24 protein-coding genes are annotated in these 25,764 nt (G+C 62.2%); 13 read left to right on the top strand and 11 right to left on the bottom strand.

Annotation, left to right across the window (positions count from 1 at the left end; genetic code table 11):
* Nucleotides 1-84 precede the first annotated feature (84 nt).
* From ACTIE1_RS13120 to ACTIE1_RS13105, 4 genes are all read right to left on the bottom strand, one after another.
* Complete coding sequence (locus ACTIE1_RS13120) at nucleotides 85-501, bottom strand: hypothetical protein (RefSeq protein ID WP_439562113.1); 417 nt, start codon at nucleotides 499-501, stop codon at nucleotides 85-87.
* A 123-nt stretch (nucleotides 502-624) separates the two neighbouring features.
* On the bottom strand, nucleotides 625-1,491 hold the full coding sequence (locus ACTIE1_RS13115) for a 50S ribosomal protein L11 methyltransferase (protein WP_439562114.1): 867 nt from the start codon (nucleotides 1,489-1,491) through the stop codon (nucleotides 625-627).
* A 182-nt stretch (nucleotides 1,492-1,673) separates the two neighbouring features.
* On the bottom strand, nucleotides 1,674-2,324 hold the full coding sequence (gene msrA, locus ACTIE1_RS13110; protein ID WP_439562115.1) for a peptide-methionine (S)-S-oxide reductase MsrA: 651 nt from the start codon (nucleotides 2,322-2,324) through the stop codon (nucleotides 1,674-1,676).
* A 62-nt stretch (nucleotides 2,325-2,386) separates the two neighbouring features.
* The gene (locus ACTIE1_RS13105) at nucleotides 2,387-4,594 is read right to left on the bottom strand and encodes a primosomal protein N' (RefSeq protein ID WP_439562116.1); all 2,208 of its coding nucleotides are present in this window, start codon (nucleotides 4,592-4,594) and stop codon (nucleotides 2,387-2,389) included.
* An 80-nt stretch (nucleotides 4,595-4,674) separates the two neighbouring features.
* Between ACTIE1_RS13105 and fsa the strand changes: the two genes are divergently transcribed.
* From fsa to ACTIE1_RS13085, 4 genes are read left to right on the top strand one after another with little or no spacing between them, the layout of a single operon-like run.
* Nucleotides 4,675-5,328: a fructose-6-phosphate aldolase gene (gene fsa / locus ACTIE1_RS13100; RefSeq protein ID WP_439562117.1), complete on the top strand. Its 654-nt coding sequence runs from the start codon at nucleotides 4,675-4,677 to the stop codon at nucleotides 5,326-5,328.
* 57 nt (nucleotides 5,329-5,385) lie between these two features.
* Nucleotides 5,386-6,105: a DUF484 family protein gene (locus tag ACTIE1_RS13095; protein ID WP_439562118.1), complete on the top strand. Its 720-nt coding sequence runs from the start codon at nucleotides 5,386-5,388 to the stop codon at nucleotides 6,103-6,105.
* Nucleotides 6,102-7,040: a tyrosine recombinase XerC gene (locus ACTIE1_RS13090; protein ID WP_439562119.1), complete on the top strand. Its 939-nt coding sequence runs from the start codon at nucleotides 6,102-6,104 to the stop codon at nucleotides 7,038-7,040. The genes ACTIE1_RS13095 and ACTIE1_RS13090 overlap by 4 nt, the downstream gene beginning before the upstream one ends.
* Before the next feature lie 59 nt (nucleotides 7,041-7,099).
* Nucleotides 7,100-7,789 carry a CDP-alcohol phosphatidyltransferase family protein gene (locus tag ACTIE1_RS13085; protein ID WP_439563437.1) on the top strand — a complete coding sequence of 230 codons (690 nt, stop codon included), beginning with the start codon at nucleotides 7,100-7,102 and terminating at the stop codon, nucleotides 7,787-7,789.
* Between the two features lie 42 nt (nucleotides 7,790-7,831).
* Here the strand turns inward: ACTIE1_RS13085 and ftsY are convergent, their stop codons facing one another.
* Nucleotides 7,832-8,899: a signal recognition particle-docking protein FtsY gene (gene ftsY / locus ACTIE1_RS13080; protein ID WP_439562121.1), complete on the bottom strand. Its 1,068-nt coding sequence runs from the start codon at nucleotides 8,897-8,899 to the stop codon at nucleotides 7,832-7,834.
* A gap of 139 nt (nucleotides 8,900-9,038) precedes the next feature.
* On the opposite strand from ftsY, the gene ACTIE1_RS13075 reads away from it, so the two are divergent.
* The 3 genes from ACTIE1_RS13075 (at nucleotide 9,039) to ACTIE1_RS13065 (ending at nucleotide 11,320) form a co-directional block, all read left to right on the top strand.
* Nucleotides 9,039-9,779, top strand: a complete 741-nt coding sequence (locus ACTIE1_RS13075) for a hypothetical protein (RefSeq protein ID WP_439562122.1) — start codon at nucleotides 9,039-9,041, stop codon at nucleotides 9,777-9,779.
* A gap of 74 nt (nucleotides 9,780-9,853) precedes the next feature.
* Nucleotides 9,854-10,897 carry an alkane 1-monooxygenase gene (locus ACTIE1_RS13070; RefSeq protein WP_439562123.1) on the top strand — a complete coding sequence of 348 codons (1,044 nt, stop codon included), beginning with the start codon at nucleotides 9,854-9,856 and terminating at the stop codon, nucleotides 10,895-10,897.
* Nucleotides 10,898-11,320 (top strand): hypothetical protein, encoded by a 423-nt coding sequence (locus ACTIE1_RS13065; protein WP_439562124.1) that lies wholly within the window; start codon nucleotides 10,898-10,900, stop codon nucleotides 11,318-11,320.
* Nucleotides 11,321-11,405: 85 nt separating this feature from the next.
* Here ACTIE1_RS13065 and ACTIE1_RS13060 read toward each other — a convergent pair whose 3' ends face one another.
* Complete coding sequence (locus tag ACTIE1_RS13060; RefSeq protein ID WP_439562125.1) at nucleotides 11,406-11,981, bottom strand: YqgE/AlgH family protein; 576 nt, start codon at nucleotides 11,979-11,981, stop codon at nucleotides 11,406-11,408.
* Between the two features lie 156 nt (nucleotides 11,982-12,137).
* Here ACTIE1_RS13060 and ACTIE1_RS13055 point away from each other — a divergent pair, with 156 nt between their 5' ends.
* Nucleotides 12,138-12,959 (top strand): protein-disulfide reductase DsbD domain-containing protein, encoded by an 822-nt coding sequence (locus ACTIE1_RS13055; RefSeq protein WP_439562126.1) that lies wholly within the window; start codon nucleotides 12,138-12,140, stop codon nucleotides 12,957-12,959.
* Here ACTIE1_RS13055 and ACTIE1_RS13050 read toward each other — a convergent pair.
* The 4 genes from ACTIE1_RS13050 to ACTIE1_RS13035 all read right to left on the bottom strand — a co-directional run bounded on the left by ACTIE1_RS13050 (nucleotide 12,935) and on the right by ACTIE1_RS13035 (nucleotide 19,333).
* A complete protein-coding gene (locus ACTIE1_RS13050) occupies nucleotides 12,935-16,393 on the bottom strand; it encodes an efflux RND transporter permease subunit (RefSeq protein WP_439562127.1) in 3,459 nt (1,152 codons plus the stop codon). The two genes, ACTIE1_RS13055 and ACTIE1_RS13050, sit on opposite strands and share 25 nt — an antisense overlap.
* Nucleotides 16,394-16,395: 2 nt before the next feature.
* Complete coding sequence (locus tag ACTIE1_RS13045) at nucleotides 16,396-17,898, bottom strand: efflux RND transporter periplasmic adaptor subunit (RefSeq protein ID WP_439562128.1); 1,503 nt, start codon at nucleotides 17,896-17,898, stop codon at nucleotides 16,396-16,398.
* A gap of 86 nt (nucleotides 17,899-17,984) precedes the next feature.
* Nucleotides 17,985-18,527, bottom strand: a complete 543-nt coding sequence (gene moaB / locus ACTIE1_RS13040; protein ID WP_439562129.1) for a molybdenum cofactor biosynthesis protein B — start codon at nucleotides 18,525-18,527, stop codon at nucleotides 17,985-17,987.
* Nucleotides 18,524-19,333, bottom strand: a complete 810-nt coding sequence (locus tag ACTIE1_RS13035) for a uracil-DNA glycosylase (RefSeq protein ID WP_439562130.1) — start codon at nucleotides 19,331-19,333, stop codon at nucleotides 18,524-18,526. Before ACTIE1_RS13035 ends, moaB begins: the two co-directional genes overlap by 4 nt.
* 101 nt (nucleotides 19,334-19,434) lie before the next feature.
* Here ACTIE1_RS13035 and ACTIE1_RS13030 point away from each other — a divergent pair, with 101 nt between their 5' ends.
* The 4 genes from ACTIE1_RS13030 (at nucleotide 19,435) to plsY (ending at nucleotide 22,871) form a co-directional block, all read left to right on the top strand.
* On the top strand, nucleotides 19,435-20,403 hold the full coding sequence (locus ACTIE1_RS13030; protein ID WP_439562131.1) for an aspartate carbamoyltransferase catalytic subunit: 969 nt from the start codon (nucleotides 19,435-19,437) through the stop codon (nucleotides 20,401-20,403).
* Nucleotides 20,396-20,866 carry a hypothetical protein gene (locus tag ACTIE1_RS13025; protein ID WP_439562132.1) on the top strand — a complete coding sequence of 157 codons (471 nt, stop codon included), beginning with the start codon at nucleotides 20,396-20,398 and terminating at the stop codon, nucleotides 20,864-20,866. Before ACTIE1_RS13030 ends, ACTIE1_RS13025 begins: the two co-directional genes overlap by 8 nt.
* A 115-nt stretch (nucleotides 20,867-20,981) precedes the next feature.
* Nucleotides 20,982-22,256: a dihydroorotase gene (pyrC, locus tag ACTIE1_RS13020; RefSeq protein WP_439562133.1), complete on the top strand. Its 1,275-nt coding sequence runs from the start codon at nucleotides 20,982-20,984 to the stop codon at nucleotides 22,254-22,256.
* 3 nt (nucleotides 22,257-22,259) lie between these two features.
* Nucleotides 22,260-22,871: a glycerol-3-phosphate 1-O-acyltransferase PlsY gene (gene plsY / locus ACTIE1_RS13015; RefSeq protein WP_439562134.1), complete on the top strand. Its 612-nt coding sequence runs from the start codon at nucleotides 22,260-22,262 to the stop codon at nucleotides 22,869-22,871.
* Nucleotides 22,872-22,919: 48 nt separating this feature from the next.
* Here the strand turns inward: plsY and xseA are convergent, their stop codons facing one another.
* Nucleotides 22,920-24,329 (bottom strand): exodeoxyribonuclease VII large subunit, encoded by a 1,410-nt coding sequence (gene xseA, locus ACTIE1_RS13010; RefSeq protein ID WP_439562135.1) that lies wholly within the window; start codon nucleotides 24,327-24,329, stop codon nucleotides 22,920-22,922.
* Nucleotides 24,330-24,403: 74 nt separating this feature from the next.
* On the opposite strand from xseA, the gene purD reads away from it, so the two are divergent.
* Nucleotides 24,404-25,666, top strand: a complete 1,263-nt coding sequence (gene purD, locus ACTIE1_RS13005; RefSeq protein WP_439563436.1) for a phosphoribosylamine--glycine ligase — start codon at nucleotides 24,404-24,406, stop codon at nucleotides 25,664-25,666.
* The last annotated feature ends 98 nt before the right edge of the window (nucleotides 25,667-25,764 follow it).

Raw genomic sequence — 25,764 nt, 5'->3', positions numbered from 1 at the left:
CATCGGGCCGCCCTGTTGCTGTCATGGATGCCTGATATCGTGCCTGATTGCCCCCTTGGTAAGGGGGCATATATGTGCGGGGTTTCAGTTCTGATCGTTCAGGGTCAGGGGGACTGTCCGACCGCCATCCGTCACAATGCGCCCATGCCCGCCTGCAAGATTTTCGCTGCTGTCTGCATTCAGATAGGGGCGCAGGAATGTTGCAATCTGCGTGCTGATCGGGTCGGGCATCAGCAGGGTATAGCCGATATGAGTGTCGGGAAGATCACGAATGACAGGCGCGACCATCAGGCGATACGATCTTGCGTCATGCATGGCCATTGTCACGCCTTTGGCGAAGACCAAGGTGACCAACAGCACCATTGTATAGCTGGCGATCCCCAAGATGAAACGGACGCGCATACGGCGACGGGCCGCCCTGATTTTGGGGTCGTTGCGCAAATGGGTCTTGATGATATCAGAACGTCGTTTTCTGAATTCATCGTGCTGTGCCACGCTCATGTCGCTGTTCCTGAACTTTTGCCGCCACTCTAAGCCGAATTGATTACCGATGCGTAAACGGTCAATCCGGCGAAAGTAGGGCAGGTTCAGGGTGAAATCTGGCGGCCTTGGGCGTCGCGCGCGTTACCGGATCAGCGTCAGCGTGGCCCAGTCGCCGATATCTTCGCGGTGATGCAGGGAAAAACCCGCATCTACATATGCCTGCAAGACTTTGTCTGCCTGTTCCACCAGCAGCCCTGACAGAATGGCGTGCCCGCCCGGCGCTGTCAGCTTGCCCATGTCTGGGGCCAGATCAATCAGGGGCGCCATCAGGATATTGGCGAAAACCAGATCGAACGGCGCACGGGCCTGCAAATCGGGGTGGTTAAACCCTGTCGCTTCCACACAATGCACGCGGCTTTGCAGATCATTTGCGACGATATTGGCTTGTGCGACTTCCACCGCGACCGCATCAATATCGCTGGCCAGCACGGGATCAGGCCAGATTTTGGCGGCCCCCATGGCCAGAACGGCAGTGCCGCAACCGATATCGACGACCGACTTGCCGCGAAAACCGTCAGTGTCCAGCCGGTCCAGCGCGCGCAAACAGCCCAATGTGGTGCCGTGATGGCCGGTGCCAAACGCCATCGATGCCTCGATCAACAGGCCCACGCGGCCGTCGGGCAGTTTATCCGCATCATGGCTGCCATAGACGAAAAAACGACCGGCTTCGACCGGCGACAGGTCGCGGCGCACTTTGGCCACCCAGTCGATTTCCGGCAATTCGGTCACAACAAAGGGCTTCGCGCCGAAGGCTTCGGCCAGCAATGCCAGTTCGATATCGTCAGGTGTTTCGGTGAAATACCCGCCAACTTCCCACAGGCCGGAGCCGTCCTCCAACTCGAACACGCCCACGCCGGTGGGTTCGGGTTCCATGTTTTCCATGGCTTCGGACAGGGCATAGGCCGCATCCGATGTGTGAAGGGTTGTCAGTGCGGTGAAGGTGGGCATGGCAGACAGCCTTTGGCTAATGCGAAGTCGCAAGGATACGCGCCGCGATACAGGCCATGCCCATAGGCGTCAAGCCTGTAGCGCTGCCCGCCCTGGCAGGGGCACGCCCCACCCGCCCACCCTGCGCGCCCCTGCCAGGGCGGGCAGCGCTACAGGGGCGGTACTGATGGGGCAGCGGCCTGTCAGCCGGGCAGGCCGATCGGGCAGGTCACACCGGTCCCGCCAATCCCGCAATAGCCTTGCGGGTTCTTGTGCAGATATTGCTGATGGTAATCTTCGGCGAAATAGAAGGCCGGCGCGTCCAGTATTTCGGTTGTGATGACCCCGTGTCCGGCCTGCGCCAGCCGTGCGCCATAGCTGTCGCGACTGGTGATGGCAGCGTCTTTTTGTGCATCCGTATAGCAATAGATGCCGGACCGGTATTGTGTGCCGCGGTCATTGCCCTGCCGCATGCCTTGTGTCGGGTCATGGTTTTCCCAGAAGTGTTGCAGCAGCGTGTCATAGCTGACAATGGCCGGATCGAACGTGACCTGCACCACTTCGTTATGGCCGGTCTTGCCGCTACACACTTCTTCATAGGTGGGGTTGGGCGTAAACCCGCCCGCATAACCCACTGTCGTCAGCCATACGCCCGGCACCTGCCAGAAAATCCGTTCTACCCCCCAGAAACACCCCATGCCGAACAGGGCTGTTTCCATGCCTGCGGGCGCCGGGCCCTGAAGGGGGCGGCCCGACACGGCATGTGTATCGGCGGTGGGGATGGGGGTTGCGCGACCGGGCAGGGCGTCTGCGGCGCTGATCATCCGGGTTTTCTGGTCCAGAAATCCAAACATGGGCGGGGTCCTTCATATACCTTTGGCCAATAAGTAAGCTGCGCGCGGCAATCCGCAAGCGGTTACAGAAAACTTTGGGGATCTATGTCAATGGCCAGTCGCAGGTCGCGGGCCAGTTTATGGGGGCCCACCCACGCGCGCAACGCCGCTTGCAAGGGCGCGCCCTTCGGGGCCTTGACCAGCAGCCGCACGCGGTGGCGCCCGCGAATGCGCGCGATGGGCGCTGGCGCGGGGCCAAAGACCTGCGCGCCAATTCGCGCCAGCGGCGCGGATTGCATGGCCAGACGCTGGCCAAGGGCGAAGGCGTCCTCCATATTGGGCGATGACAGGATGATCCCCGCCAGCCGTCCGTAAGGGGGCATGCCAAGGGCAAAGCGGGCATCCGCCTCGGTGCGCCAGAAGGTTTCTTCATCGCCCGACAGGATGGCGCGGATCACAGGGTGTTCAGGCTGGCTGGTCTGCACAAGGGCAAGTCCCGCCTTTTCGGCTCGCCCTGCACGCCCTGCCACCTGCCGCACCAGTTGGAACACCCGTTCTGCCGCCCGCAAATCCGACCCCGAAAGGCCCAGATCGGCGTCAATCACGCCCACAAGCGTCAGCAGCGGGAAGTTATGCCCTTTTGCGACGATCTGGGTGCCGATGATGATGTCGGCCCCCCCCGCAGCAATGGCGGCGATGTGTTCTTTCAGCGCGCGGGCGGACCCGAACAGGTCAGATGACAACACCAGAACGCGTGCGTCAGGCCACAGGGCGCGGGCTTCTTCCTCCAGCCGTTCAACACCGGGGCCGACAGGGGCCATGCGGTCCTCGGCGCCGCAGGCGGGGCAGGCGGTGGGGATGGGGGCAGATGCCCCGCATTGGTGGCACACAAGGCGTTTCAGGAACCTGTGTTCAACCATGCGCGCGTCACAATCGGCGCAGCCCACCTGATGGCCACAGGCGCGGCACAATGTCAGCGGGGCATAGCCGCGCCGGTTCAGGAACAACAGCGCCTGTTCGCCTGCCTGCACGCGTGCGGTGACCGCGCTTTGCAGGCTGGGGGAAATCCAGCGGTTTGACGGCAGATCCTCGGCGCGCAGGTCAATGGCGCGCATATCCGGCAGGGTGTTGGGGCCGAAACGTGTGGCCAGATCAAGACGCGCATATTTGCCCGATGCGGCGTTGGCCCAGCTTTCCAACGATGGCGTGGCCGAGGCCAGCACCGCCTGCGCCCCGTTCAGGGACGCGCGCAGCACCGCCATGTCGCGCGCGTTATACAGCGCGCCTTCTTCCTGCTTATAGGATGTGTCATGTTCTTCATCCACGACCACCAACCCCAGATCGCGAAAGGGCAGGAACAGCGCGGATCGTGCGCCGACCACAAGCTGGGCATCCCCTTGGGCGAGCATGCGCCAGCAGCGGCGGCGTTCCGTCAGGGTCACGCCGGAATGCCATTCGGCAGGGCGCGCGCCAAAACGCGCTTCTACCCGCGTCAGGAATTCCGAGGTCAGCGCGATTTCCGGCAGCAAGACCAGTGCCTGCCGCCCGCGCGCAAGGCAGGCGGCGATGGCTTCCAGATAGACTTCGGTCTTGCCCGATCCGGTGACCCCCTTCAGCAGTGTTGCGCCGAATTTGTCCTGCGCCATGGCATCGCGCAAGTGCTGCGCGGCCTGCGCCTGATCATCGCTTAGGGTGCTGCGTGGCAGGTCGGGGTTCAGCCGCCCATAGGGTTGGTCGCGCGGCGCGTCGCGTTCCACCAGCCCGCCAGTCTTGACCAACCCGCGCACCACCGCACTGGACACACCGGCGGCCTGTGCCAATTCGCCCGCTGTCAGACCCGCGCCGCCAAAGCTGTCCAGAGCGGCCAGCACACGGTCGCGCGCATCGGTCATGCGCGGCGGCAGCGTGGGGCCGCGAAACAACAATTTGCGCATGGCAGGTCCGTCGCCCAACCCCGGAACGCGCGTGGCAAGGCGCAGCATCGCGGGCAGTGGCGTCAGCGTATACTCGGCCACGCGGGTCAGGAAATCGCGCAATTCGCTGCGCAGGGGGGCTGCATCCAGCACACGAATGATGCCGCGCAGCTTGTTGCGGGCAAATTTCCCCTCGGCCCCGCCCCAGACCACGCCCATCACGCGGCGCGGGCCCAGCGGCACATCGACAAACGCGCCCAGCCAGCACCCGCCTTCAGGGGCCAGATAATCCAGCACGCCATTGCCCACCGGTTCGGTGGTCAGCACGGCACAGGGCGTGCCTTCGTCAAAGAATTCGGGGGCGGGGTTATCGGGCATGGCGCAAATTGGGGTTCCTGCAAGCGGCAAGATAAGGTATGACGCCGCCAAACACTGGCTGCAACCCGAAGGGGCATGAAATGAAGTTCTTTGTCGATACTGCCGATGTGACCGCGATCCGCGAGCTGAATGATCTGGGCATGGTGGACGGGGTGACGACCAACCCGTCGCTTATTCTGAAATCCGGCCGTGACATTATTGAGGTCACGCGCGAGATTTGCGGGATTGTCGAAGGCCCCGTTTCCGCCGAAGTCGTCGCGCTGGAGGCCGACGCCATGATCGCCGAAGGCCGCAAGCTGGCTGAAATCGCGCCCAATATCACCGTCAAGCTGCCCCTGACATGGGACGGGCTGAAAGCGTGCAAGGTGCTGACTGGTGAAGGCAAGATGGTCAATGTCACCTTGTGCTTCAGTGCCAATCAGGCCCTGCTGGCCGCCAAGGCAGGCGCCACATTCATTTCCCCATTCATCGGGCGGCTGGATGATCTGGCGCTGGACGGGATGGACCTGATTGAAGATATCCGCACCGTTTACGACAATTACGGGTTTGAAACCCAGATTCTGGCGGCCTCCATCCGGTCGGTAAACCATGTTCTGGACGTTGCGCGCATTGGCGCAGACGTGATGACAGCGCCGCCCGAAGTCATCCGCAAGCTGGCTTTCCACCCTTTGACCGATGCCGGACTGGCACAATTCATGAAGGATTGGGAAAAAACTGGTCAAAAAATCCTGTAAGATTTGCTATAGTCCGCAGGAACAAGAAAAAAGCAGCAGTCAACGGACAGGCACATCATGGCAGGAACAGCAGTCAAACCCGACGGGCTTGAAGAATTGCGCGCGCGGATCATCTCGGACCCCGCCCTTATTCTGGACGACAAGGACGTGATGCGCGTGCTGGTGTCTGCCAGCGAACGCGGCATGGGCGATAACATTGTCGATTTGCGTGGTCTGGCTATGGAACGGCTGGAAGCCCGCCTTGACCGGCTGGAAGAAACCCACCGCGCAGTGATCGCTGCGGCCTATGAAAACCTGTCGGGCACAAACCAGATACACCGCGCGATCCTGCGCATGCTGGACCCCGACCAGTTCGAGGATTTCCTGCGCGACCTTGGCGGTGATGTGGCCGAAATCCTGCGGGTGGATGCCATCAAGCTGGTGTTGGAAAGCCCCACTGCCGCGCCCGACCCCGCGCTGGACCGGATATCGAATGTTCTGTGCGTCGTCGCGCCGGGGTTCATCGACAGCTATATGTCGGCGGGGCGCGCGCAGCATTCCGGCCGTCAGGTCATTTTGCGGCAGGCCATTCCGCCGACCGGCCATCTATATGGTGATCGCAGCGCCGAGTTGCGGTCCGAGGCCTGCATGCGCCTTGATCTGGGCGCACAGCGCCTGGGGGGGATGCTGGTCATGGCGTCAGACAATCCGCATATGTTCAAGCCGGGTCAGGGCACGGACCTGCTGGCGTTCTTTGCGGGGATATTTGAACGCTCCATGCGCCGCTGGCTGGCATGACTGGGGGCGGCCTGCATTTATCCGCAGGCCAGCGTGACGCGTTGCAGACCTGGCTGGACCAGATGCGCGCGCTGCACGATGCATCGGACCACACGCTTGACGGCTACGCACGCGATGTCGGCGGGTTCCTCGGGTTTCTGGCGGGCCATCACGGGGGCACGCAAGGGGTGTCGGCGCTGGGCAAGGTGACCTTGTCCGATATGCGTGCATGGATGGCATCGGAACGCGCGCGCGGTATCAGCGGGCGCAGCCTTGCGCGGCAATTATCCGCGGTCAAGGGGTTTGCCCGCTGGGTCGCCGACCGGCAGGATCTGGACATATCGGCCATTCTTGCGGCGCGTGCGCCCAAACACAAGCGCAACCTGCCGCGCCCGCTAAGTGAAACTGCCGCGCGCGATATGCTGGACAATGTGGCCTTGCAAACACGGCAGGACTGGACAGGGTTGCGCGACACGGCGGTTTTGACCCTGCTATACGGATGTGGATTGCGCGTGTCGGAAGCGCTGTCGCTGATGGGGCGCGATGCGCCCTTGCGCGACATGCTGCGCATTCGCGGCAAAGGGGGCAAGGAACGCATGGTCCCCGTCCTGCCCGTTGCGCGCGCGGCGGTTGCGCAGTATCTGGCCGCCTGCCCGCATGGCCAAAGCGCAGACGCCCCCTTGTTTCGTGCCCAACGCGGGGGCGCATTGTCACGCCGCCATATCGCCAAGGTCATGGAGGGCACGCGCATGCAGCTTGGCCTGCCTGCCACGGCCACCCCGCACGCGCTGCGCCATTCCTTTGCCACGCATCTTTTATCCGCAGGCGGGGATTTGCGCGCGATACAGGAATTGCTGGGCCATGCATCTTTGCAGTCGACGCAGGTTTACACCGCAGTTGATGCAGCTAGATTGATGGATATCTATGATGCCGCCCATCCCCGCGCGCATGGCTGAATGTCCGCCGCGCTGCCATATGACGCCCGATTTCCGGCCTTAACCCGTCCGAGGATGCCTTGAATATACACCTGCCCGCCTATTCGGTTCATCTTTTCACGGCCACAGGCGCCGTTTTTGCCATGCTGGCCCTGCTGGAGGCCGCGCAGGGCGACTGGCCCATGATGTTCCTGTGGCTTGTTGTTGCCTTCGTCGTGGATGGAATCGACGGGCCATTGGCGCGGCACTATCATGTGAAGGTGAATGCCCCCAATATTGACGGCCAGTTGCTGGACCTGATTATTGATTACCTGACTTATGTGTTCATTCCCGCATTCGCGCTGTTCCAGTCCAATCTGTTGCCGGGCTGGACGGGGTGGATTGCGATTATCGTGATCACCTTTGCCAGTGTAATCTATTTTGCCGATACACGGATGAAGAACCCCGATAACAGTTTTCACGGGTTTCCCGCATGCTGGAACATGGCCGCCATTGTCATTTTCGCGGTGCAGCCTTCCTTCTGGGTTATTCTGGGCATTGTCGGCTTTCTGGCTGTGGCCATGTTCACGCCGCTGAAGTTCATCCATCCCGTGCGCACGCAGCGCTGGCGCGCGATATCCCTGCCGCTGGCGCTGGTCTGGACGGTGCTGGCAGGTTGGGCCGCCTGGGCGGGATTTGCCCAACCGCAGGCCGTGACATGGGGGCTTATTGTGACAACGCTGTATCTGGCCCTTGCGGGTATCGCACAGCAAGTGTTGCCCGCACGGTAGCGTGATATTCTGGGGGGGGGGCTGGACCCGCGCGGCCCGCGATCAGGGGTCCGGCTGCGTGCCCACCAGTGCCGCCGCAAATTCCGCCGGATCGAAGGGTTGCAGGTCGTCAATCTGCTCGCCCACGCCGATGGCGTGAATGGGCAGCCCGAAACGGTCGGCCAGTGCCACCAGAACCCCGCCGCGTGCCGTGCCATCCAGTTTGGTCATGACCAGCCCTGACACATTGGCCAGTTTCTGGAATATCTCGACCTGATTCAGGGCGTTCTGGCCTGTGGTCGCGTCCAGCACCAGAAGGGTGTTATGCGGCGCGTCGGAGTCCAGTTTGCGCAGCACGCGCAAAATCTTGGCCAGTTCTTCCATCAGATCGGCGCGGTTCTGCAACCGCCCTGCCGTGTCGATCATCAGCAGGTCAATGCCTTCGGCCCTGGCGCGTGACAGCGCGTCATAGGCAAGGCTTGCGGGGTCCGACCCTTCCGGCGCGGTCAGAACCGGCACCCCCGCGCGTTCCCCCCAGACCTGAAGCTGTTCGACGGCAGCGGCGCGGAATGTGTCGCCTGCGGCAATCATCACGGATTTGCCTGCGCCGCGCAGCTGGCTGGCCAGCTTGCCGATGGTCGTGGTCTTGCCAGCGCCATTCACGCCCACCACCAGCACCACTTGCGGCCGCGCGGGATACAGCGGCAATGGACGCGCCACAGGGTCCATGATGCGGGCAATCTCATCGGCCAGAAGGCCCTTGATCTCGGGGACGGACAGTTTGCGGCCCATATGCCCCTCGGCCAGATTTGCCGTGACGCGCATGGCGGTGTCGACGCCCATATCGGCCTGAATCAGCACATCTTCCAGCGCTTCCAGCATGTCGTCGTCAAGTTCGCGGCGCGGCGCATCGCTGCGGCCCAGAAACCTGCCCAGCAATCCGGGTTTGGCGGGTGCGGGCGATGTGTCGCTGGTATCGCTGCTGCCTTGTTGCGCAGGTGGCACGGTGTCGGGGGAATCAGACGGGCTGGTATGCTGATCCGCCGTGTCATCAATCAATGCTTCCAGCCCCTCGTCCAGTTTGGACGAGGACTTGAACATCCGCTCTTTCAGCTTCTTGAAAAAAGACATCGCCAACCCCTTGGTGTCTGTGCGCGCATCGCCATATACCTGCTACCCCAAGCGTGCCGGATTGAAAAGTGATTGCACAGGCGCGCTTGGGCACGAAGGCCCGCTTGACCACGAAGGCTGGCCAGTCCAATAGGCAACCATGACCAACCCCGCCCCCCATAGCGCACCAGACGCGGCCGAACTTCTGCGCCTTGCGCAGCAGATGCCGCATGCGCGTATCGCCAAGCTGAAGCATAATGGCCGGCGCTACTGGATCAAACGCGCAGAGGTGACCCCGCTGCGCTTCAGGCTGCAAAAAGGGAACGGCGCTGTGGCCTTCCGCCGGGAGGTGGCGCGATTGAAGGCCTTTGCGGCCAAAGGTTTGCCAGTGCCGCCCATTCTGGCAGAAACGCCTGATATGATCGTGCTGGCCCATGCGGGAAAACCCCTGACACGTCTGGCCCGCCGCGGCACGGATGACGAAATCCGGCATGTTCTGTCATTGGCCGCCGAGGCGCTTGCGCAGTTGCACAAGGCTGGCCTGTCGCATGGCCGCCCGCGCCTGCGCGATATTTGCTGGAACAAGGCCGAAATCCGGTTTCTGGACCTTGAGGCGGGGGCACGGTTGCAGGCGTCGCGCGTGCGGCAGGCGCGCGACCTTATGGTACTCCTGCATTCCATTTTTCAAAACGACACGGACATTTCTGCATATGCGCACAGCGCGCTTGCCGCCTATGGCCGTGCCGATCATGGCCGGATTGTCCCACTGGCACGCAGAATGGCGCGTTGGTTAAGGCCCGTGGCGTTTCTGGTTGCCCCGCTGATCCGCCGCGATCGCATGCGGGGTAAACCCAACAGCGAATTTGTGGCATTCGCTGATTTGCTGGATTTTCTGTCCTGAGGCAATTTGCGCGGCTGTGCATACGGGCAATCCGTGGTATTTATCGCGCAGGGTTTTCAATGTGATGGAATGTGATGCGTTTTCCGGTTCTGCCCTTCGCCCTTGCCAGTCTCGCACCTGTGCCTTTGCTGGCCTATGGCGGGGTCGCTGGCGGTGCGGCGCTGTGGGTCGCGGTGGTCTATACGTCGTTCTTTGCGTTTGTCATGGATGAAATACTGCCGACATCAGGCCCTGATGGCGCGGGCGCAGGGGAATTTCCTGCCGCCAACGGCCTGTCGGTTGCCCTTGCCCTAAGTCATCTGGCGCTGATGCCGGTCGCGGTCATGTCGGTTGCAGGACTGACCGGGCTGGGCACTGGTGAACGGGTGGCCGCATTTTTCGGGTTCGGGCTGTATTTCGGGCAGGTCAGCAATTCCAACGCGCATGAACTGATTCACCGGGGCAACAGGTTCCTGTTCTCGCTTGGGAAATGGGTCTATATCTCTATGCTGTACGGGCACCACACCACAGCGCACCGGTTGTTGCATCATGTGCATGTGTCCACGCCTCTCGATCCGAATTTTCCGCCCAAAGGGCGCAGCTTCTACCGCTATTTCCTGCGCGGATGGGTGGGCAGTTTCACGCGCGGCTACCGTGTCGAGGCGGAGCGCGCCGCGCGCGCAGCGCGCATGAACCCCTATGTGGAATATGTGGGGGGCGGGCTTGTGGTGCTGGCTTGTGTTGCGCTGCTGTTCGGGTGGGCGGGCGTGCTGGCCTATCTGGGGCTGTGTTTTTATGCGCAATCGCAGCTGGCCATGGTGGATTACTTGCAACATTACGGCCTTGCGCGGCGCAAATTGCCCGATGGCAGTTTTGAACCGCAGGCCAGCCACCACAGCTGGAACAGCCCGCATTGGTTTTCGTCGCATATGATGGTGAATGCATCGCGCCATTCCGACCACCACGCAAACCCGTCGCGCATTTATCCGGCGTTGCGCCTGCCGCAGGATCATCCGGTCTTGCCATATTCGTTACCTGCGATGGGGATTGTTGCGCTGGTGCCCGCCTTGTGGTTCAAACTGATGGACAAGCGCGTGGACAGGGTTCTGGCCCGTGCGCAAACCACAACGGGGGCGTAGATGAACATGATCACAGGTCATATGCGCGGCGCGCTGGTCGCGCTGGCGCTGTTGCTTCCGGTGCTGCCAGCCTTCGCGCAAACCCCCATGAGCGCGGAGGAATTTGAAGCCTATGTCACGGGACGCACGCTGACCTTCGGGTCAGGTGGCGCGCCCTATGGCATAGAGGAATTTCGCCCCGGACGCCGCACGATCTGGGCTTTCATCGGCGATCAGTGCCGCGAGGGGTATTGGTTCCCGCGCGATGAACAGATTTGCTTCGTGTATGACGACGCGCCAGAGTCCGAGCATTGCTGGATTTTCTGGCGCAGTGACAACGGGTTAGGCGCGCGTTTCATGGGCGACACTTCCGACACCGAACTGTACGAGGTCGAGAACAGCACACGCCCGTTGATCTGTCCCGGCCCCGAGGTCGGGGTCTAGAGCGCATAAAAACATGCGGAAACAATAAACCAGAGCCTGTCTCGTGAATGCGAAGGAACGTGACAGGCGCTAGCTTCTGGCCGGTTCAGGCATGTCCGATATTGCCTGACAGCAAACGCGGATCAACGCCAATCTTGCGCAGCGCGCTGGCCCATTTTTCACTATCGATGGTGGCAAATATCAAATCGGGGTCCGGATCGGCAAGCAGCCAGCCACCGGCATGCAGTTCCTGTTCCAGTTGGTCAGGTCCCCACCCCGCATATCCCAGCGCCGCAATCGCATGTGCGGGGCCTTGTCCGCGCGCAAGGCCCGCCAGCACATCACTGGATGTGGTCAGAACGACCCCGTCACTGACTTCAATGCTGCCATCGGGGCTGAAATAATCCTGCGTGTGCAGCACGAAACCGCGCCCCGTCTCGACCGGCCCGCCAAAATGGATTGGCCCGTCACCCGCATCGGCAAGTCCTGCATTCGCGCCGGAACCAGCAAGTTCCAGATGTTGCGCCAGTTTCTGGATTGTCAGGTCCGGCAGGGGTTTGTTGATGATCAGGCCCATCGTGCCCTCAGTGGACTGGGCGCACAGGAACACCACCGCATGCGCGAACCGCGGGTCCGGCATGGCAGGTGTTGCAATCAGCAGTTTTCCGGTCAGGCTGGCCATGGGTCACTGTTATCGCTGTTGGACACCTTACAATGCCCAGCTTCAAGCCTATTGCCAAGGGGCAGAACCCGACAAGATTGACACGAAGATGTCACAGCCGCTTGTGGTCGCTGATTTGTGACTTCCGTTTCAGTGCGGGACGGGGAATCTAGGGGCATGAAGAAAAAGCACTCCCTGATCGTTGTGGCACTTGCGGCTGCGCTGCTGACACCCTTTGCCGCAAAGGCCCAAAGCCCGGTTCCGTCAGAACTGGTTCAGGCCGGTATCCGGTCGGGCTGGAAGACGGAGTCGGGCACATATATTGCCGCGCTGCACCTGAAGTTGTCGCCTGACTGGATCACATACTGGCGCCACCCCGGCGAAAGCGGTATCGCGCCGCGTCTGGATTGGGGCGCATCGTCCAATCTGGCTCAGGTCCGTATCCACTGGCCGGAACCAAGGCTGTTCCTGAAATCCGGTTTCAACAGCATCGGGTATACGGGTGAACTGGTCCTGCCTGTCGAACTGACGCCGCATGACCCTGCCGCGCCGGTCGGGTTCGATGCGACGCTTAGTATTGGTGTGTGCGACGATATCTGTGTGCCGGTCGATCTGCGGGTGCAGACAACCCTGACGGGCAGCGGTGCGCATGACAGCGCCATCGCCGCCGCGTTGACAGACCGCCCCGGCGCGGCCCGCACGGCTGGCTTGCGGGGGGTAAGCTGCAATCTGGACCCCGACAGCAGGGGCTTGCGGCTTAGTGTGCAGATGGACATTCCCAGCACCGGCAATCAGGAGTTTTTGCTGGTTGAATTGCCGGGACAGGGTTTGCGCAGCCATATCCTGCCGTCCAGCCGTTCGGGCGGCACAATTACAGGCCAGACACGCTTGCGTTCAAAATCAGGGCAGGTCGGGGCGATTGACCGGTCCGCCATAAGAATAAGCCTTGTCAGCGAGAATGGAACGCTGGGCCATCAGGGGTGTTCGCTGGCGCCCTGACCTTGCGCGCCCGCGCTGCGGCTGGCGTGCCAAAGCGCGCCTGCGCCGATGATCCAGCCGGTCAGCAGCGCCACGACAGCCCCTCCAAGAAACAGAACCAGCGCTGCGCGCAGCGGGTCTGTCGCCATACCGGATGCCAGTTTCGCCAGTCCGGCAGGCAGGGTCCCGCCCCAGAAGACCGCGCCCATTGTCACGGCAAACCACAGGACCAGTGCAACAGCCGCCAGCAGCGGCACGACCAGAATGCCCCGCCCGCGTGACGGGAATGCGATGACCCGCCGCAAGGACACGAACTGGCGTTGCACATCATGCCCGATGGCCAGAACCGCAGGCACCAGCAACAAGACAATGACCATCCCGAAGCCCAGTCCATAGGAAAGTGTAATTACCGTGGGTTTCAGGAATTCGGCCTCGGTCGAGGTTTCAAACAACAGCGGGCTAAGGCCCAGAACTGTGGTCAGTGTTGTCAGCAGGACAGGCCGCAAACGGTCACAGGCCGCATCGATGATGGACGGGAAAAGGCCGCGATCCCTGGCGTATTGATCGACAGTCGTGACCAGCACGATGGAGTCGTTGATGATGATCCCGACCATGCCGACCACACCGACAATGGAAAACATCGACATGGCCATATTCCAGCTGACATGTCCGTAAATCACCCCGATCATGCCAAAAGGGATAACCGACATCACAACCAGCGGGCGCGTCCAGCTGGAAAACACCCATGCCAGCGTCAGATAGATCAGGATCAGGCACAGGCTTAGTCCGATTGCGGCGTCGGACATGAATTCGCGTTCCTGTTCCGCCTGCCCTGACAGGCGCGTCGTGATGCCAAAATCGGCTTCCAGTTGCGGCAATATCTGCGTGGTCAATGCCAGCGACACCTCGCGGGCGCGGGCAGGGTCATCTTCGGACAAATCGCCACTGACAGTGACAACGCGCACCCCGTTTTCGCGCCGGACAGTTGAAAACCCCTGCCGTTCGCGCACCGACACAATGTCACCCAGCGGCACATAAGCGCCGGACTCTGCGCGCATCATCATGCTGTCCAGAAAATCGGCGGCGCGCTCTGCCTCTGGCAGTTCCACGCGCACACGTCCGGTGCGGATGCCATCGGGGAAGGTCGCGGCCTCGACGCCTGACAAACGATTTCGCAGGTCGCGCGACAAGCCGTCTATGGTAAAGCCCAGCGCCTGACCCTGCGGGGTCAGTTCCAGCAGAAGTTCGGATTTGTCATAGGGCAGGCTGTCTTCCAGTCCGGTGATTTCCGGAAAGGGCGCAAGCGCCACGCGCAACGCATCGGCTGCGGCCTTCAGGGTTTCCGCATCGCCGCCCGCCAGATCGACCGACAGTGTGTCCCCGCCCGGCCCCGTGCCCCAGGACCGGAACGCCAGTTCTTCCAGCCTTGGATGCGCGCGCACCTCGTCTTGCAGGGCAGACGCAAACGCGAAGGAGGTGATCGCGCGGGAATCCGCATCCACCAGTTCGATGCTGATCGACCCCAAAAGATGCGCATCCTTGTTTTCCGCAGCCGCCGATGCACGTCCCGACTGTCCGCCCAGTTCCACCATGACGAAGGTGGTCGGATCGCGCCCGTCATCGTCAATGGCGGCTGCAATCACGGCGTCTGTGGCGCGCTGCAGCTCGCGCAGCATGTCCAGCGTATCTTCGCGGCTGGACCCGTCTGTCATGACGATATTGCCGGTGATGGACCCCTGTTCCGGTGAATTGAAAAACCTGAACGGCAAGTCCCCGCGCACAAGGAATGCGGCCTGCGTGGCCAGTAGCGCAATCAGGGCTGCCACAACAGGATATCGGGCAAATACGACAAAGCGCATAAGCGGCCGGAAACCGCGTTCACGCACCCAGCGAAAGCCCCGATTGACCTGCCGTGACGGCCAGTCATACCAGCGCTGTTTCAGCCCGCTGGCAATGGCGTGATACATATGGTTGGGCAGGATCAGGAAACACTCCACCAGTGATGCGATCAGCACCGCAATCACGGTCAGGGGAATATCGGCAATCAAACTGCCGAAACGCCCGCCCACCAGTATAAGCGCCCCGAAGGCCAGAACGGTTGTGACTGTTGCGGCAAAAACCGGCTGTGCCATGCGGGTTGCTGCATTTTCAGCGGCTTGTGCGGGGTCCTCGCCCAGTTCGCGGGCGCGGTAATCGGCATGTTCGCCCACGACAATGGCATCATCGACCACAATCCCCAGCGTGATGATCAGCGCAAAAAGCGAGATCATGTTGAAACTTAGCCCCATCAGATACATGACCGCAATGGCCGCCAGCATGGCCGCGGGTATGCCCGCAGACACCCAGAATGCCGTGCGCGCATTCAGAAACAGGAACAACAGCACCACCACAAGCCCCAGCCCCAGCAACCCGTTCTTGACCAGCAACATGATCCGGCCGGAAATGAATTCCGCCCGCGTGGACACCAGTTCGATGCGCGTGCCTTCGGGCAGCCCCGCATTCATCTGTTCGGCCAGTTGTTCAACACGGGCCTGAATGGCAATCGCATCGCCCTGTTCGGACCTGTCAACGCGCATCGTGATCGCAGGGTTTTCCCCAACGAAGAAGGCGCGGTCACGGTCTATTGTGCCTTCGCGCACCTGCGCGACATCGCCGATACGCAAAACGGACCCGTCTGCGCGCGTGCGCAGGGCGATTTCGGCAATATCCGTGGCACTGCGCCGTTCGGCGCCTGTGCGCACCCGCGCCGCCCCTGCCGAGACTTCGCCGGTGGGGTCCATGCTGATGGTGGCGCGAATGGCCTGCGCGATATCGGCCATGCCGATGTCATGTTCAATCAGGTTGCGGGATGGCAGTTCGACCATGACTTCGGCACTGGCAACGCCGGACACGCTGACGCGGGTGATCCCGTCATCAAACAGGCGTGCCGCGAATTCGTCGGCAAAGCGGGCAAGTTGTTCGACAGCAACAGGGCCGGTCACAACCACATTCGTTACACGGTCCGACCAGCCGGACCGGCGCGCGACAGGGTCGTCCGCGTCATCGGGCAGGTTGCTGACGGTATCAAGCGCGTCTTGCACGTCGGTGCTGGCGCGCCCCATATCCCAGCCGGTTTCAAATTCCAGCGTGAAGCGCGCGCGCCCCTCGGTGGACTGGCTGGACACCCGCGCCACCCCTTCGACCGCCTGAAGCGTGGGGCTGACCAGTTGGACAATCGCGGCATCCACATCCTCGGCACCAGCCCCCGTCCAGCGAATATCAATGCGTATATTGTCGACAATAACATCAGGGAAAAACTGCGCGCGCATTTGTGGAATTGCCGCCAGCCCTGAAACAAGCATGATGACCAGCAGCAGGTTTGCTGCCGTTCTGTGCCGTGTGAAATAGCGGAAAATACCCAGTGCCTGAACCGCCAGCCGGTCCTTCGCGGTGCGCAATGCGGCCTGTCCGGTCATGCTCAGCCCCCGCCCGTCGGGCCGCCGCGCCCACGACCACCGCCCGCGCCGCCCCCATTCTCAATGCGTTCAATCATTTGCGCGGGCACCTGATCTTCCGAAAGCTGCGCAATCATGCGGGCGCGGACCTGTTCGGGCATGCCTGTGTTCCCTTCAATCTGCGCGATCAGTTGTGCGCGGCGACCGGCATCCAGTGTCACCATTTCATCGGCCTCGGGGGCCGGTGTTCCATCGGCGTTTTCGCGCAGGGGCCGGACTTGAATGCCGCTGCCCAGATTGGGGGTAACCTCGCGCACCACCTCGCGCCCGTTCAGGTCTGCGGCCTCGATGATGACATCATCGCCCTGCCTGCGCAGCACGCGCACCGCAGTCGCCGCCAGCCGGTTGTCGTCCTGAATGACCAGCACCTCGTTGCGGGCCGTGATTGCAGAGGCGGGCACCACCGCCACATTCTGCAATGCGGGTTCTTGCAGGCGCACGGTCACAAAATCGCCTGGCCGGAAGCCGCGCGGGGCGTTCAGTTCCACAAACAGCCGCCGCCCGCTTTGGCCCTGCTCGACCGTGGCCGAGGCCCGCAGAACCCGCCCCGGAGAGGTGATCTCGAACCCTGCCACGTCCAGCACGATTTCGGCGCCAGTGTCACGCAGTGCACCGGCATCATCCAGCAGGCGCAGATATTGCGCCGTGGACAGCCGGACCGAGACTTCCAGCGATGCGGGGTCGATAATGCGCGCCAGCTGTTCGCTGGTGTTCACAATCCGGCCTTCGACGATATTCACATCTGCCAGCGTTCCACTGAAGCTGGCATGGACGCGGGTATCATCCAGCCTGCGCTGCGCCTCCTCCACGGAAATTTGTTGCCGCTCCAGCGCGGTGCGCGCCTGATCGACGCGCGCTTCGGCTTGTGCCTGCGCCTGTCTGCGCCCGACAACAGCCTGCCGCGCGGATGACAGGGCAAGTTCGGCTTCCTCCAGCGCGGCTTCGGTGGAAACACCGCGTTCCGCCAGCCCCTGACGGCGGGACAGGGCGCGTTCGCGCAGGTCGAACTGCGCTTCTGCGGCGTTCACATCTTCGGCGGCCAGCACCAGCGCGCGTTCGGCGTCGCGCAATTCGGCATCCGCGCGCGACAGGTCCGATTGCGCCAGCGCCAGCGCCGAGGCCGCGTCGGCAGGGTCAATCCGGAACAGTAACTGCCCTTCTGTGACGTCCGCGCCATCTTCAAACCCTTGCGCCACTTCCAGAACCCGCCCGCCGATCGGGGCACGCAATTCCAGTGCGCGTTGTGTCCGCACCTCGCCAAAGGCCGACAGGGTGGGTGATATTTCGGCGGGCGTGACCATAACGGCGCGCACGGTGAAGACCCGTTCGCGCGCTGTGGCCTGTCTGCCTGTGGCCGCGTTCCGGTCCTGAATGGCCGAAACCAGTGAAAACCCCGCATAGCCCAATGCGCCCACGGACACTGACGCCAGCAATAGCGCAACAAGGCTTCGGGTTAAAAAACGCATGATTACTCCGGTTCGGATTTGGCGCGCGTATCAGGTATTACGCCGCAAACGCAGCTTTGGTTCACCCCCCTATAACGTGGAAATTTCTATTTCCGTCGCAGATGTTCATCCAGACGCGGGAAAATCTCGACAAAGTTACAAGGACGGTGCCGGAAATCGAACTGATGGGCCAGAATTTCATCCCACGCATCGCGGCACGCCCCCGGTGATCCGGGCAAGGCAAACAGATATGTGCCCTGCGCGACACCCGCGCAAGCGCGCGACTGTATGGCCGATGTGCCGATCTTCTGCATGGACACAATCGTGAAAACGGTCCCGAACGCGTCAATTTCCTTTTCATAGACATCGCGGTGGGCCTCGACCGTGACATCGCGACCGGTCAGGCCGGTTCCGCCGGTTGTCAGGATCGCGTCGATTTCGGGGTCGGCGCACCAATCGCGCAATCTGGCTGCGATTTCGGCGCGTTCGTCGCGCAAAATGGCGCGCGCGGCCAGCACATGGCCTGCGCCCTCAATGCGCCCTGCCAGCGTGTCGCCGGATTTGTCCGATGCCGCATCGCGCGTGTCGGACACGGTCAATACGGCAAACCGCACGGGCACGAAGGGTTTTTCCATGTCCAAGCGTGTCATTTTGTATCCCTTAATCTGGCTTGTAGCGACAACAGGTCTTCCCATGCATGACGCTTCATCGGCGGGTTGCGCAACAGATAGGCCGGATGCAGCATGGGCAGGCAGGGGCGGCCCATGAATTCGCGCCATTGCCCGCGTAACCGTGTGATCCCTTCGCTTGTGTCCAGTAATGTCCCTGCGGAAATGCGCCCCATCAGCACAAGGATATCAGGGTCGATCAAGTCGATATGGCGCTGGACAAACGGGCGCATCATCGCGCGTTCCTCGCTGGAGGGGTCGCGGTTTTGCGGGGGGCGCCATGGCAGGATATTGGTGATATAGACGGCCTTGGCAGGGTCGGGGTTTTCGCGGGCCATGCCAATGGCTGCAAACATGCGGTCCAGAAGCTGGCCGGCCTCGCCCACGAAGGGCTTGCCCTGGCGGTCCTCCTCTCGGCCCGGAGCCTCGCCAATTATCATCACGCGGGCGTTGGGCTGCCCGTCGGCAAAGACCAGATTGCGCGCCCCCAGTTTCAGTTCGCAATGCTCATACGCGGCCAGTGCAGCCTGCAATCCCGCCAGATCCTGCGCTGATTCGGCGGCGTGGCGTGCAATCGCGATCGGGTCGGGGGCGTCCTGCGCGGGTTCGGCGCGGGCCTGTGCGGGTGCCGCGCCGGATTTCGCCTGCGGGGCTTCGCGCTTCTGGGGCAGGTCATAGCAGTTGACGGGCGTGTCACAGATGGCTTCAGTCACACCCATGTCCAACTGCCACTCAAGGGCGGCGCGTGCGATATGCCAGTCAGTTTGCCAGGGTTCCATTGTGGTCATACCCTAACATATGCCGCAGCGCACAGGGCGCGTAAAGCGGCCTTGTCGTTGCGGCGTGTGGTTTCTATAACGGGGCAGGTTTCGGTATCAAAGGGTGCGACATGACATTCACGCAAAACCACCTGCTGGGAATCGAGCCGCTGCACCCTGCGGAAATTACCACAATCCTTGATCTGTCCGAAGAGTATGTCGCGCTGAACCGTTCGGCCGAAAAACATGCCACCGTGTTGGCCGGCATGACGCAGATCAACATGTTTTTTGAAGCCTCGACCCGCACACAGGCCAGTTTCGAGCTGGCAGGCAAACGGTTGGGCGCGGATGTCATGAATATGGCGATGGCACAGTCCAGCCTGAAAAAGGGCGAGACGCTGATTGACACGGCCCTGACGCTGAACGCGATGCACCCCGACCTGCTGGTGGTGCGGCACGGGAATTCCGGCGCCGTCAACCTGCTGGCGGAAAAAGTGAATTGCGCGGTGCTGAATGCAGGTGACGGCAGGCACGAACACCCCACACAAGCCCTGCTGGACGCGCTGACCATACGGCGCGCCAAGGGGCGGTTGCACCGCCTGACCGTGGCCATTTGCGGCGATATTGCCCATAGCCGCGTGGCGCGGTCGAACCTGCTGCTGCTGGGCAAGATGGAAAACCGCGTGCGTCTGGTGGGGCCGCCGACATTGATGCCCGCGCAGGTTGGCGAATTCGGCGTCGAAGTGTTCGACGACATGCGCGCGGGGCTGGAAGGTGCCGATGTGGTGATGATGCTGCGGCTGCAACGCGAACGCATGGACGGGGGCTTTGTGCCGTCCGAGCGCGAATATTTCCACCGCTACGGGCTGGACGCCGAAAAGCTGGCCTATGCGAAAGAAGATGCGATTGTCATGCATCCCGGCCCGATGAACCGGGGCGTGGAAATTGACGGGGCCATTGCCGATGACATCAACCGCTCGGTCATTCAGGAACAGGTGGAAATGGGGGTCGCGGTGCGTATGGCAGCAATGGACCTGCTGGCGGGCAACCTGCGCCGCAAGCGCGAAAGCGAACGGCTGCGGGCAGTTGATCATGGGTGAGCAGATCCGCGAAAGCACAATGGCCGAGACGGTTTTTGACCCCGAACCGGGTGAGAAAAAGCTGCGCGACATCCGGTCGGACAAGGCCACCTACTGGCGCGATCATGGCGTGATGGCCGTGCTGGGCATGGGGGTTGTGGGCATGGTGCTGGCCTTCATGGGGTCGGACCATGTGGCCATCGGGTCGCTGGGTGCGGTTCTGGCGCTGGGTGTGCGCGGACTGTGGCTGTATTCGGAACAGATGAAATTCCACTGGATTGTGACCAATATGCGCCTGATCGGCCCCGGCGGGCGGCAGGTTTTCCTGCTGGAGCTGGAGAAGGTGCGCCGCCTGTTTGGCGACATCCAGATCATTACCAAAACCGGCGACAAGCATCTGATCAAGCATGTGGCGGGCGCCGAGGCGGTGATCGCAGAAATTGAAGCTGCGCGCGTGAAACGCGCGAGGCGCAAGGGGGCATGATGGGCATCAAGGATATTTTGGCCAAGGCGGGGGGGCTGTCTGCCCCCCACGGGCCTGCGGCCCGCCCCCCCCGAGAGTATTTTTGGCAAGATGATGCACAGGGAAGATTGGCCAGATGATGACATGGTTCCACAATGCCCGCCTGATCGACCCTGAAGCAGGGCAGGAACGCATAGGGGCGCTGTTGGTGCGTGACGGGATGATCGCGGAACTTGACGGCCCATGTCCCGATGGCGCGGAACAGATTGACTGCAACGGCAAATGTCTGGCCCCCGGCATTGTCGATATGGGCGTTCAGGTTGGTGAACCGGGCGCGCAGCATAAGGAAAGCCTGCGCACTGCAGGGCTGGCGGCAGCGAAGGGGGGGGTGACCACGATTGTCATGCGCCCCGATACAGACCCGGCGATTGATACGCCCGAAGTGCTGGAATATGTCACCCGCCGCGCGCAGGCGCGCACGCCTGTCAATATCCGTGCGATGGCCACGCTGACACGCGGTCGTGCGGGCCGCGAGATGTCCGAGATCGGGTTCTTGATGGATGCGGGCGCGGTGGCCTTCAGTGACGGGGACAATGTTACCGTCGATACCAGAATTCTGGCGCGCTGCATGAGCTATGCCAAGGGGCTGGGCGCGCTGATTGTCGGGCACCCGCAAGATCAGGGCCTGTCGCGCGGGACATGTGCGACCAGCGGAAAATTCGCATCATTGCGGGGCCTGCCTGCTGTATCCCCCATGGCCGAGCGTATGGGGTTGGACCGTGACATGGGGCTGGTCGAAATGACCGGCGCGCGCTATCACGCCGATCAGGTCACTTGTGCGCGCAGCCTGCCTGCGCTGGAACGCGCGAAAGCCAACGGGCTGGATGTGACAGCGGGTATTTCCATCCATCACCTGACACTGAACGAGTTGGATGTGGGGGATTACCGGACCTTCTTCAAGTTCAAGCCCCCCCTGCGCCACGAAGATGACCGCCGCGCCATGGTCGAGGCGGTGGAGTCGGGGTTGATTGACATCATCTGTTCCATGCACACCCCGCAGGACGAGGAATCCAAACGCCTGCCCTTTGAGGAGGCGGCGGCGGGCGCGGTTGGACTGGAAACGCTGCTGCCTGCGGCAATGCGGCTGTATCATTCCGAGGACTTGGCGCTGGCGCAGATCTGGCGTGCGCTGTCGCTGAACCCCGCGCGGCGGTTGGGGCTGGAATCGGGGCGGCTATGTGCCGGTGCGCCTGCCGATCTGGTGCTGTTCGACCCCGATGCGCCCTTCGTTCTGGACCGTTTCACGCTGCAATCGAAATCCAAGAACACACCCTTTGACGGGGCCCGCATGGAAGGGCGGGTTCTGGCAACATTTGTGGGTGGCGTTTGTGTTCACAGGCAGGGGGACTAGGCCATGCCCGACGTGATGACACCCTTGTGGCTGTTGGGGCTGGTCGGACTGGTGGCCTATGCGGTTGGATCGATCCCGTTCGGGGTTGTGATTGCGCGCCTGATGGGGCTGGGAAACCTGCGCGACATCGGGTCGGGCAATATTGGCGCGACAAATGTCATGCGCACCGGCAACAAGCTGGCGGGCGGTCTGACATTTCTGCTGGACGCGGCCAAGGGCGGTATTGCCGCGCTGATTGCGTGGTGGGCCCTCGGGCCGGATGCCGCGCAGGTTGCGGCACTGGCGGCATTTATGGGGCACCTATACCCCGTCTATCTTGGGTTCAGGGGCGGCAAGGGGGTTGCAACCTTTATCGGGGTCACGCTGGCCTTGGCATGGCCGGTCGGGTTGGCAACCTGTGCGGCATGGTTGGTGACATTCAAACTTAGCCGCTATTCGTCGCTTTCGGCACTGGTGGCCTGCGGGTTCAGTTCGATCTTTGCGGCGCTGTTGGGGTATATGTCACTGGTGGCGCTGCTGGTCGTGATGAAACTGCTGGTGTTTTATACCCACCGCGAGAATATTCGCCGCCTGCTGGCCCGGACCGAACCGCGATTCAAGAAAAAACAGCGTTAAGCAAAAACAGCGTTAAACCCTTTACCCGCGCGGCGGTCATTGGCGGGGTCAGAACAAGTCCCCTTGTTGCGGGGGTGGCGATTTGGTCTTCGCGGGTTTGTCAGGTTTGCGCGGCAGGACATCAAGCACACCATCCGCGAATTCGACCTGCAAGGCAGGTTTGCGGCTGGCCGCCTGCGCAGAGGTCAGCACCGCGCCTGCATCATCGCGCACCACAGCATAGCCGCGCTGCAATGTTGCGGGATAGCCCAGCGACTGGCGCAGCCGTTCCAGCGCGGCCAGTTGGGTGGTCTGCCGGTCAAGGGTGTTGGTGACCGCGCGGGTGGCGCGGCTGGCGCGTTCGGCCAGCCGGTCGCGGCCCTTGTCGATCTGGTGGGTGATCGAATTGGCGCGCAGTCCTGCGGCGATGCCGCGCAATTCCTGCGTCTTGCTGTGCAGCGCGGCGCGCAATGATCCGGGGAAGCGTTCGGCCCATTGGTCAAACCGTTGCACGGCAGGGGCCAGCAACGTGTCAGCGCGCGGCAGGGCGCGCGCCACATCGCGCAGACGTTGCTGGCGTTGTGCCACAGCCTGACCAGCGGACCGGATCAGTCGTGCGTCCAGATTGGCCAGATGCGCCACCAGATCGGCATGCACAGGCACTGCCATTTCAGCGGCTGCCGTGGGGGTGGGTGCGCGCTGGTCGGCGGCATAATCGATCAGTGTGGTGTCGGTTTCATGGCCCACAGCGGAAATCAGCGGGATGCGGCTGTCGGCTGCGGCGCGCACAACACTTTCTTCGTTGAACCCCCACAAATCCTCGATCGAGCCGCCGCCACGCGCCACGATCAGGACATCAGGGCGTGGAACGGGACCGTCATGGGGCAGGGCGTTGAACCCCTTGATGGCGCGCGCGACTTCGGGTGCGCAGGTCTGCCCTTGCACCGCGACCGGCCAGACCAGAACCCGCACGCCAAACCGGTCGCGCAGCCGGTGCAGGATATCGCGGATCACGGCCCCTTGCGGCGAAGTGACAACACCGATGACGCGCGGCAGATAGGGCAGGCGTTGTTTGCGGTCCGCGCCAAACAGCCCCTCGGCGGCCAGTACGGCCTTGCGTTTTTCCAGCATCGCCATCAGCGCGCCCGCGCCTGCGGGTTCAATGCTTTCGACCTGTAGCTGGTATTTCGATTGCGGCGCGAAACTGGTCAGGCGACCTGTGGCGATCACCTCCATCCCCTCTTCGGGTTTGACGGCCATGCGCGCGACCTGTCCCTTCCAGCTGACACTGGCAATCACGGCGCGGTCGTCTTTCAGGTCGAAATACATATGTCCAGTGCGCGCCACCATCACGCGACCAACCTCGCCGCGCACCCGCACGCGCCCGAATTCCCCTTCCAGCACACGTTTGACCGCGCCGGAAATTTCGGACACGGAAAATTCGGGGGTGTTGCTGGGCGGTTCGTCTATCAGGTTCATTGCAGTGCCATTGCTTGTCATGGGGGCAAAGGCACCCTAGAACGCAACAGCGCAAAGGCCAAGAGAGGGCGGCAATGAATATTCTGGTGTTGGGCAGTGGCGGGCGTGAACATGCGCTGGCTTGGGCGATCATGCAAAACCCCAAATGCGACAGGCTGATCTGTGCGCCGGGAAATGCAGGGATGGAGGCGATTGCCGAATGCGCGGCGCTGGACATAAATGATGGCAATGCAGTCGTGGCGTTTTGCGAAGAAACCGCCATTGATTTTGTTGTCATCGGGCCCGAAGCGCCCCTTGCCGCAGGGGTGGGCGACCGGTTGCGCGCGGCGGGTATTGCCTGTTTCGGACCATCAGCAGCGGCGGCGCGGCTGGAAGCGTCCAAGGCGTTTACCAAGGAGATTTGCGCTGCCGTCAATGCCCCCACTGCGGGCTATGCGCATTTTACGGATGCGAATGCCGCCCGCGCCTATGTGCGTGATCAGGGTGCGCCGATTGTCATCAAGGCCGACGGGCTGGCGGCAGGCAAGGGCGTTGTCGTTGCCATGACCGAGGCAGAGGCGCTGGACGCCGTTGACACCATGTTCGGCGGTGAATTCGGCGCAGCGGGTGCCGAGGTGGTGATCGAGGAATTCATGGACGGTGAGGAGGCCAGTTTCTTCGTGCTGGTCGATGGCGAAACCTGCCTGCCCGTTGGCACAGCGCAAGACCACAAGCGCGTGGGCGAGGGGGACAGCGGCCCCAACACGGGCGGTATGGGCGCCTATTCGCCCGCGCCGGTCCTGACGGATGCGATTGCGCAAATCGCGCTGGACCGGATCGTGCGCCCGACAATGGCCGAAATGGTGCGGCGCGGCATGCCATATCAGGGTGTGCTGTATGCGGGGCTGATGATCAAGGACGGGCAGCCGCGACTTGTGGAATATAACGTGCGCTTTGGCGATCCGGAATGTCAGGTTCTGATGATGCGCCTTGGCGGGCAGGCGCTGGACCTGATGCTGGCCTGTGCCGACGGGCGGCTTGACCAGATGCAGGTCAACTGGGCCGATGATCATGCCATGACGGTTGTAATGGCCGCAAAGGGCTATCCGGGCAGCTATGCGAAAAACACTGAAATCAGGGGCGTGGATGCCTGCCCCGAGGACAGTTCGCATATGGTGTTCCATGCGGGCACTGTGCGGGCGGATGGCAGGTTGTTGGCCAATGGCGGCAGGGTGCTGAACGTCACGGCACGCGGGGCGACGCTGGCACAGGCGCAACAGCGGGCTTATGGCATGGTGGACAGGATTGAATGGCCTGACGGGTTTTGTCGTCGCGATATCGGCTGGCGCGCGCTGTAGTGTTTATATGCTGGCTGGCAATGCAAATTCGGGTGGTCTTGGTCTGTTGCGGCCCTTCGCACTTGGATGAAGCCCGCACCATCGGCGGGCCGGGGTCT

It is taken from the genome of Roseinatronobacter sp., assembly GCF_051859525.1.
Classification (GTDB): Bacteria; Pseudomonadota; Alphaproteobacteria; order Rhodobacterales; family Rhodobacteraceae; genus Roseinatronobacter.
This window is presented reverse-complemented; position numbering and strand designations above follow the sequence as displayed.